At 71.8% G+C, this 7,612-nt stretch carries 10 protein-coding genes; 2 read left to right on the top strand and 8 right to left on the bottom strand.

Going from position 1 to position 7,612, the window contains the following annotated elements; all coding sequences use genetic code 11:
- The 8 genes from ACNAW0_RS29370 to ACNAW0_RS29335 all read right to left on the bottom strand — a co-directional run.
- Positions 1-873, bottom strand: an 873-nt coding sequence (locus tag ACNAW0_RS29370) for a bifunctional DNA primase/polymerase (RefSeq protein WP_416291289.1), incomplete at its 3' end; no start/stop codon positions are given.
- The gene (locus ACNAW0_RS29365; protein ID WP_416291288.1) at positions 866-1,099 is read right to left on the bottom strand and encodes a hypothetical protein; all 234 of its coding nucleotides are present in this window, start codon (positions 1,097-1,099) and stop codon (positions 866-868) included. The genes ACNAW0_RS29365 and ACNAW0_RS29370, both read right to left, overlap by 8 nt.
- Positions 1,100-1,143: 44 nt before the next feature.
- The gene (locus tag ACNAW0_RS29360) at positions 1,144-1,437 is read right to left on the bottom strand and encodes a hypothetical protein (protein WP_416291287.1); all 294 of its coding nucleotides are present in this window, start codon (positions 1,435-1,437) and stop codon (positions 1,144-1,146) included.
- Entirely contained in the window at positions 1,434-1,685 is a 252-nt protein-coding gene (locus ACNAW0_RS29355; RefSeq protein ID WP_416291286.1) for a hypothetical protein, read from the bottom strand. Before ACNAW0_RS29355 ends, ACNAW0_RS29360 begins: the two co-directional genes overlap by 4 nt.
- A 141-nt stretch (positions 1,686-1,826) precedes the next feature.
- Positions 1,827-4,013 carry a cell division protein FtsK gene (locus tag ACNAW0_RS29350; protein WP_416291285.1) on the bottom strand — a complete coding sequence of 729 codons (2,187 nt, stop codon included), beginning with the start codon at positions 4,011-4,013 and terminating at the stop codon, positions 1,827-1,829.
- A 92-nt stretch (positions 4,014-4,105) separates the two neighbouring features.
- Complete coding sequence (locus tag ACNAW0_RS29345; RefSeq protein ID WP_416291284.1) at positions 4,106-4,885, bottom strand: ABC transporter permease; 780 nt, start codon at positions 4,883-4,885, stop codon at positions 4,106-4,108.
- A complete protein-coding gene (locus ACNAW0_RS29340) occupies positions 4,882-5,256 on the bottom strand; it encodes an RRQRL motif-containing zinc-binding protein (protein WP_416291283.1) in 375 nt (124 codons plus the stop codon). The genes ACNAW0_RS29345 and ACNAW0_RS29340 overlap by 4 nt, the downstream gene beginning before the upstream one ends.
- The gene (locus tag ACNAW0_RS29335) at positions 5,256-5,501 is read right to left on the bottom strand and encodes a DUF6284 family protein (protein WP_416291282.1); all 246 of its coding nucleotides are present in this window, start codon (positions 5,499-5,501) and stop codon (positions 5,256-5,258) included. The genes ACNAW0_RS29340 and ACNAW0_RS29335 overlap by 1 nt, the downstream gene beginning before the upstream one ends.
- 409 nt (positions 5,502-5,910) lie before the next feature.
- Here ACNAW0_RS29335 and ACNAW0_RS29330 point away from each other — a divergent pair, with 409 nt between their 5' ends.
- Both ACNAW0_RS29330 and ACNAW0_RS29325 read left to right on the top strand, forming a co-directional pair.
- A complete protein-coding gene (locus ACNAW0_RS29330; protein WP_416291281.1) occupies positions 5,911-6,777 on the top strand; it encodes a GntR family transcriptional regulator in 867 nt (288 codons plus the stop codon).
- Positions 6,774-7,469 carry an HAD family hydrolase gene (locus ACNAW0_RS29325; RefSeq protein WP_416291280.1) on the top strand — a complete coding sequence of 232 codons (696 nt, stop codon included), beginning with the start codon at positions 6,774-6,776 and terminating at the stop codon, positions 7,467-7,469. The genes ACNAW0_RS29330 and ACNAW0_RS29325 overlap by 4 nt, the downstream gene beginning before the upstream one ends.
- The last annotated feature ends 143 nt before the right edge of the window (positions 7,470-7,612 follow it).

Below are 7,612 nucleotides of genomic sequence, written 5' to 3'. Positions count from 1 at the left end.
GGCTCGGAAGCCGCCACGGATGGCGGCGCGGATATCGCGGTCGGTCTGTTCGGCGCGGCGGCCGGCGTCGGTGAGGGCGGCGATGGCGTCGGCGCGATCGATGGCGTCGGCGGCGACCATGCGGGCGACGCCTCGGGCGACGCCGTAGAGGGTGGTGCGGCGCACTCCCTCGGGGGCGGCAGTGACCCGGTCGAGTAGTGCGGCCAGGAGCCGGTCAGGGTGGGAGATGCCCCCCGCCTCACGCACGCGGATCGGGCCGGTCACGGCCGGGATGGGCGGTGCCGGCGGCGGCAGGCAGGCCGTGAGCAGGGCGGGGGGCATCTCCTTCACGGCCTGGCCGGGTATCCACCGGTAGGGACGCCCGGTGCGCGGATGCACGGACGGCGGCAGCACGACGTATCCGCCGTCGGCCTTCACGTCGATGCCGGGGCCGAGTCCTTGGCCGGGCTTGCCCTGGCTACACGGCATATGCCGGCCGGGGTGCCGGTAGTAGAGGTGCAGGCCACCGGATCCGGTGCGTACCCGCGCCGTGGGCGGGGTGAGGCCGGCGGCGATGAGCCGCGCCAGGGTGGCCGCTCCGTCGTGCGCCGGGTCGACGTCGACCACCAGCAGCTCGGACGCTGCGCCGGTGCGTAAGGCGAGCTGCCCGCGCGGCACGGCGGCCACGATCGCGGCGACCCGCGCCGGGTCGGTGGTGGCGGCGTAGAAGCCGTGACAGGTCAGGCACGGGCAGGCGTCCTGATCGTGGGTGGGGTCTTGGTCTGCCTTCGGGCAGGCGGGACAGTTCGCCACGGGCCGTTTGGAGCGGCCGAGCATGAACACCGGCCACCCCCGTTCGGCGTAGGCCAGGGCGGCGGTGAGCAGGTCAGGCAACGGTCTTCTCCTTCCGTGCGGTGCGACGGGCGCGGGCCGCGTCGAGGTCGAGCAGCACCCCGCCCGGGTTGCCGGGTTGCGATGTGTCTCGGGTGGTGCGCTGGTGGCGTTCGTGTGCGCAGGCAGCGCAGTCACGCCGTTGCAGGTAGACCGGTCGGCCGCTGCGGCTGTCCTTGCCGGCCAGCAGCCGACCGCAGATGTGCGGATAGGGCTCGGCGTCGGTCACCGGTCGGCCAAGTACCTTGCTCGCGCCGAGCCACCGGCCGCCGGTCACCGGGCGGCCCGCCTCGGTCGCGGCCGGGCGGCGATGGCGGCGCGGGTGACGGTGTGCCGCAGGTCGCCGAGCAACCCGGCCAACTGGCGGCGCGCCGCCAGCTCGGTTGGGGCGAGCGCGACCCTGAGCCGCACCTCGGCGTGCTCTCGACCGGTGGCGGTGCGGACACGCACGAGGACGGCGCGGGCGCGGCCGGGTAGGTCGACCACGATTTCCTCGGATCGGTGCTCGCTGAGGCCGCAGCGGTGGTCCCGGCCGCACCACGCGGTGTGTCCGGTGTGGCGGTTCATCGCTTGGCCGCCTGGTACTCGTCCTTGATGTGGTTGATGGCGTGCCGGCCGACGCGCAGCCGCAGTCCGGTGCCGGCGCAGCGGCGGCACTCCCGCCCGGCACGGGCGAGCAGGGATCGCTTGCGGCCGGTGCCGTGGCAGGTGCGGCAGCGTCCGAACGGCGCGACCACGCACAGAGCCAGGTAACCGAGCGTGATTGCGGCGAGGATGAGGCAGGGGGCGGTGGCTAGCAGGGTGCGGGGGGTCATGACAGCCTCCAGGGCCGGTTTCAGGGTGTGTTCGGGGGAGGCCGCTAGGTTCCTAGCGTCCTGATCAGGGTTCGGATGGCGTCCTAGGGACGGTCCTAGGTCTAGGAGCCGTCTGGTCCTAGACCTAGGACCGATCGCGGGTTAGCTCGCGTCCCGTTTCCGGTTACGCTCCGCGATGGCGGCAATGATGGCGGCGCGTTCGAAACCGCCCCGGTTGGCGCCCTTGCCGGTGTCCGGGTCGGTGCCCCACGTCTGCCCGACCTTCACCGCGAACGGCTTGAGCGCGACGGTCACCCGCTCGGCGTCCCACCCCTGGTAGACGTCGGGCCGCAGCTCGGCCAGCCGTGCGGCGACGGTGCGGCACCACACCTTGGCCTCACTCGCCGGGACCACGGCGGCGATGTCCTCCAGCAGGTTGAAGGTGAGGGTTGGGGCGGTGGCGGGTTGCTCGCCGAGGGCGTGGCCGGTGAGTCGGCCGGCGGCCTCACGGGCGGTGCGGGCGCGGGCGGCGATCCGCTCCGCGAGGGGCCCGTCGATGTTGACGGTGGTGGTGATCCTCGCGTCGGCTCCTTCACCGACGAAGTAGCCGGTGCCCTTGTCGGTCCAGGCGAACATGGTTGCCCGGATGCCCTGCTTGTACTGCGAGGTGCCGAGCACCATGTCGTTCTCGGTCTGGCCCATGACCTTGAGGCAGAACCGGGTGGACGCGTTCGCGCTGATCCCGGTCGGGAGGCTCTTGGCGTCGGGCCGCTGGGTGGCGAACACGGGGATGATCCCGAGTGCCGGCCCGCGTTTGACGAGGTCGGTGCTGATGGCTTCGAGTTCCTTGCCGTGCTCGGGGTGCTCGAACCACTTCTGGCACTCGTCCACCCCCACGACCAGGGGGTGCAGCCCCAAGCTCTTCTTGGAGGCCAGCTCGGGCGTGACCTTGTTTTCCGGGCACAGGTCGCGGGGGAGGTCGCGGATCACCTTGGCGCGGCGGCGCAGCTCCTCGCGTAGCTCCCGCATGCCGGCCACGGCGTACTCGATGTCCTCGTCCTCTTCACCGGCGCGGTAGCGGTGGGCGACCTGCTCCAGCGCGGACAGGTCGCCGGTGCCCTTGAGGTCGTAGGCGTGGATCTCCGCACGCGGATCCAGGGCGGCGATCAACAGGACTTCCCGCAGGGTGAAGGTCTTGCCCATGCGGGGGATGGAGCCGATGACCATCGCCATGAACATCAACGTGAGTTCGACCCACCGGCCGCGCGGGTCGGTGCCGAACGGCTGTGGCCGGAACAGGTCCACGGTGCCGGCCTTGAGCAGCGGCCACACGGGCTTGCGGGCCTTGGACATGTCCTGATCCCCGACCCAGAGCACGAGGCGGCCGGGGTGCACCTCGGGCTGTCCCTCGGGCCACACGCAGCCGAGGGGCCGGCTGAGGCCGGCGGCGAGCTTTTCCCGCTTCTCGATGACCTCGGTGGCGGTGACGCCGTTGGGCAGTTCCACGTCGGCGCGCCAGCCGGGGCCGTCGCGGGTGATCGGGGCGGGGAACCAGTCCTTGCCCCGGTCGCCCTTGGCAAGCGCTTGGTTGATGCCGGTGATGCCGAGGTTGCCCAAAGCGCGCACCACCACATCCGAGGTGAGCTTCTGCACCTTCGGCACCATGACGGCGGTGTCGAGCAGCGGCTTGTCCGCCGGCCGCCCGAGAGCGCCGAGGGCGGCCAGAATGGCGGCGAGGGTGGCGTACCGGGCCTCGGGCGGGGCCAGGGCGTAGGCGATCCCGAGGGCAGGGAGCACGCCGAGCACGACGGCGGCGGTGACGAAGCCGCGCCACCGGACGCGCTGGTCACGCAGCTTCGACACCTTCAGGTACAGCTCGGCGTCGCCCTTGTCCGCCATGAGCTGGCGCACGTGCTCGCCTTGCAGGTCGAACAGCCACCGGCCCCACCCGGTCAGCAGCCGGCCCGCGCCCCGCGGGGAACGCCAGACCAGCTTGCCGGCGTACTTCGGGGTGCGGGTCAGGTGGTAGGTGCCGGCGTGGAACAGGTGCCCGACCGTCCAGCGGGCGGCGTCGCGCAGCTCGGCACGGGAGCGCAGCCACGCCGGCACGATCGGCCGCCGCTTCGCGTCCTGCAAACCGGCGACAGTGAACCGCGGGGACCGCTGCGCGGCGGGCGAATCGACCAACCGCCGACCGGTGGGGACGTCGGCCAGGTCGTCGTCGGGGGCGGCGGATGCCTGCCGGCGGGACCGGGCGGCGTCCAGGTCCACCACCTCGGCATCGGGAGAGTGCAGGTCGCGCTCGGCGGCCTGCCAGTCGAAACGGTCATCATCTCGGGGGGACGTCATGATGGGGGTTCCTCCAACGGTCTACGGATCAGCAGGGGGACCGGCGGCACGGCACGGGTTTGCGAGGCCATAGGCCGTGCCGCCGGGCGGAACTAGTCGTGCGAGCGAACGAGGTGCGCCAGGGCGGCGCCCATGCCGAGCACCGCCACCGGCAGGACCGACACGGCGGTGGTGATCCACCACGGGGCGACGGTGACGCCGGCCGCTTCCAGGAGGTGGTAGGCGACCTGACCGAGCGCGCCGACCGCGAGGGAACCGAGGGCGGACCACTTGGCGAACCGCCGGGCCGGACCGGGCACCCGCCCGGACAGCCACACGTAAAGCGCGTACGCGCCGTACGTCTCCACCCCGATCGGCAGCGTGATCGCCGAGTTGATGGAGAAGCTGTCCCAGATACCCGGCAGTGGGTGCACGATGCCGAACCCGGTGAGTCCGCCGAGTCCGACCCACCCAGACCAGACAGCCACGAACGCGGGTAGCGCCAGCAGCACCACCGGCCAGACCGCCGCCGGGCGGGACGGCGCGCGCGAGGTGGGCGTGTCCGGGTGACCGACCGGCGTGACCTCGGCCGGCGGCTCGGCCGGCGTGATCTCCACCGGCTCGGCGGCCGGCGGCTCGGACTCGGGCACGGCCGGCACCGGGTCCGGGTCCGTGGCGGCCGGCTCGGCGGCGGTGGTGACCGGCTCGGCGGCCTCGGCCTTGAGCCGGGCGAGCAGGTCGTCAGCCTTCGGCGCGCCGATGCGGAACTCCCGCATCAGCCGGTTGCGCGACGGGAAGGTCTGGCCCTCGGGCAGGTCCAGGTCGCGGGCGGCGGGCAACAGGGCGTCGATGGGTTGGGGGTAGCGGGTGCCGTTGATGGTGGGGGCGGTCATGCTGCGGCCTCCTGGGGGTAGGCGCACGCGAGGCATTCGCCCAGCGAGCGCGGGATGTAGTAGGGCCGGACCGTGCCGCAGGTGGGACAGGTACGGCGGGCGGTCAACGCTTTGCCGATGGCGGCGCGTTGGGCGGGGGTGGCGGTGCGCTTGGGTTGGGCCAGGTCGACCCGGTAGAGGTAGGCGGCGCGGGTGCCGCCGACGCCGCGCCAGAGCACCTGAGCGGCGATCGGCTGGCCACCGGGCCGTAGGCCGGCGGCACGCAGTTGGCGGCGGGTGGCGTAGCCGGGCGGGGCACCTCGCCACCAGTAGGTGGGGATGCCGTACCGCGCCCCGTCCGGATCGTGAAAGGCGGCGCGGACCCGGGACATCAGGCCGCGCGGTGCGGGATGGGGAGGGCGGTCAGCCCGGCAGCGGCGCGAGTCACGCGGGCCTCGGCCCGGCGCAGCCTCCGCCAGTCCAGCGCGGTCGGGCCGCCGTGGTCCTCGGCGTAGAGCATCGTGATCTCGGCGTCGAGCAGGTCCAGCTCGGCGGCGATCAGCGGCCACTCGCGGTCGATGGCCGCCAGGTCGGCGGCGGTCGGCTCGGCCATGACGGGGGCGAGGTGGTTCCTCACGGGAAACCTCCGGGGGAGTCGATGAAGTGGGAAAGGCCCGGGGTGCGACCAGACCGGCCGCACCCCGGGACGAACAGGGACAAGAGGCAGAAGCCCAAACCGCGCGCCAAGATCCGGCCCGCTCGCCCCGCTCGCCCGGGATCTACCGGGGTCGACCACCGTGTGACTCAAGGCGGGGATGCCGCAGACGGATCTACGCGGCGCTTCTGCTGTGAAGTTCTCAATGAACGACCGCGCGGCGGCTCGTGGGCGCGCAGCGCCGCGAGGCGCTGCCTTCCCCGGTAGCGAACCGGCTTGTCGTTCCTGGCTAGCCAGGTTCGATGGGATGACGGTAGGCCGGCCTGGCTAGTCAGGTCAAGATGCCGCGACGAACTTTCCCAACTTGGCTAGTCAGCGCTACCGTGAGCGGGTGAGCGAGAACCTTGACTTCCTTGGGCACCTAGACCCGGACGACCCGAAGCAGGCGTCGCAGCAGATCGCGAACAAGCTGCGGGCGGCCATCCTCACCCGCCGACTAGCTCCCGGCGACAAGCTGCCGTCGCAGCCCGAGCTAGCAGCGCGCTACGGCGTAGCGCGGGAGACCGTCAAGCGAGCCCTAGACCTGCTCAGGGCAGAGCGGCTAATCGTGTCCCGGCAAGGGAGCGGCGCGTTTGTCCGTGCGCAGACGCAGCGGGCCGTTGAGCTGCGTCCGCACATCGAAGCCGCGTTCGAGCGGCCCCACGTCACCATCGACTTCGCCGGGTTCTCCGGCGAGACGCTGCGAGACGCGCTCGCCGAAGCGCTCGACAAGGTGCGTGTGGGCCGCCTCGCGCCTGAGTCGATCGCCGTGCGCGTCCTGATCTCCGACATGACCGTGCCGATGGCACTGCCTTCACGAGCCGAGACGCAGGCCGACGATCCGGCCGTACGCGAACGCGCAGACCGAATCACCCGCCGGGCAGCGGACGGCATCCTCGATCAGGTCACCGAGCTGGGCGACCTCGGCCTGATCCGGTCGGCCAGTGTTGAGGTGCGGATGCACCGGGCGTCCCCGCTGTTCAAGCTCTACATCCTGAATGGCGAAGAGGTCTTCTACGGCTTCTATCCGGTCGTGGAGCGCACCGTATCGATCAAGGGTGAGCCGATGGCGATCTACGACCTGATGGGCAAGGACGTGCCGCTGTTCCACTACGCGGTGACCGATGACGACACCTCCCACGGCGCTCAGTTCGTGGAGGCGTCCCGCCAGTGGTTCGACTCGGTGTGGTCGACCATCGCCTACCGGTACGACGGATGACCGCCGACCTTGGCCGCCTGCTCGGCGAGGTTGGTGCGGTGCTGCTCGACTTTGACGGGCCGGTGTGCAGCATCTTCGCCGGTTACCCGGCGCCGCAGGTTGCCGCCGAGCTGGTCGATGTGCTGCGGCGGCGCGGCGTCGACGTGCCGCCGGATCTCGCCAGCGAGCCGGACCCGCTTGAGGTGCTTCGTTGCATCGGGGCGACCGGTGACCAGGGCGTCACGCGGGTGGTAGAGGATGCACTCTGCGCGGCCGAGTGCCGGGCCGTCGAGACTGCCGAACCGACGCCGTACGGCCGGGAAGTCATCGTGGCGGCCCGGCAGGCCGGGATGCCGGTGGCGGTGGTCAGCAACAACTCGGCCGGCGCGGTGAGTGCGTACCTGGTAGCGCACCGGCTCGCCGCGTACGTCTCGCCGGTGGTCGGCCGGGCGTACGCCGAACCGGGCCGCATGAAGCCCAACCCCGCGCCGGTCCTGCAAGCCGTGCGCGCCGTCGGCGAGCCGCCGGGTCGGTGCGTTCTGGTCGGCGACTCGCTCTCGGATATCCACGGGGCGCGGGCGGCCGGAGTGCGAGTGATCGGCTACGCGAATCGGCCAGCCAAAGTCGAGACGTTCCAGGCCGCCGGGGCGGATGTGGTGATCACGAGCATGGGCGAGGTAGCGAGCATGCTGATTGGGCGTATGGATGACTGAAAGACACTGAGAACAGGGCATGCATAAGGGGACTGTCGTGGGCGCTGGCTGCCGCTCAAGGAACAAGGGGCCGACGAACACCGCCGGATCAGCCTCTAGAGGATCAAGGCGGCCCTTGAACGGGCCGCACGCGCCGCCGCCTG

It is taken from the genome of Micromonospora sp. SL1-18 (assembly GCF_047921505.1).
Taxonomy (GTDB): Bacteria; Actinomycetota; Actinomycetes; order Mycobacteriales; family Micromonosporaceae; genus Micromonospora.
This window is presented reverse-complemented; position numbering and strand designations above follow the sequence as displayed.

What these genes read in the sequence shown, in the direction of transcription:
- ACNAW0_RS29350 (WP_416291285.1), bottom strand. Translation starts at nt 4,013, where the DNA reads ATGACGTCCCCCCGAGATGATGACCGTTTCGACTGGCAGGCCGCCGAG.
- ACNAW0_RS29345 (WP_416291284.1), bottom strand. Translation starts at nt 4,885, where the DNA reads ATGACCGCCCCCACCATCAACGGCACCCGCTACCCCCAACCCATCGAC.
- ACNAW0_RS29325 (WP_416291280.1), top strand. Translation starts at nt 6,774, where the DNA reads ATGACCGCCGACCTTGGCCGCCTGCTCGGCGAGGTTGGTGCGGTGCTG.
- ACNAW0_RS29355 (WP_416291286.1), bottom strand. Translation starts at nt 1,685, where the DNA reads ATGACCCCCCGCACCCTGCTAGCCACCGCCCCCTGCCTCATCCTCGCC.
- ACNAW0_RS29360 (WP_416291287.1), bottom strand. Translation starts at nt 1,437, where the DNA reads ATGAACCGCCACACCGGACACACCGCGTGGTGCGGCCGGGACCACCGC.
- ACNAW0_RS29340 (WP_416291283.1), bottom strand. Translation starts at nt 5,256, where the DNA reads ATGTCCCGGGTCCGCGCCGCCTTTCACGATCCGGACGGGGCGCGGTAC.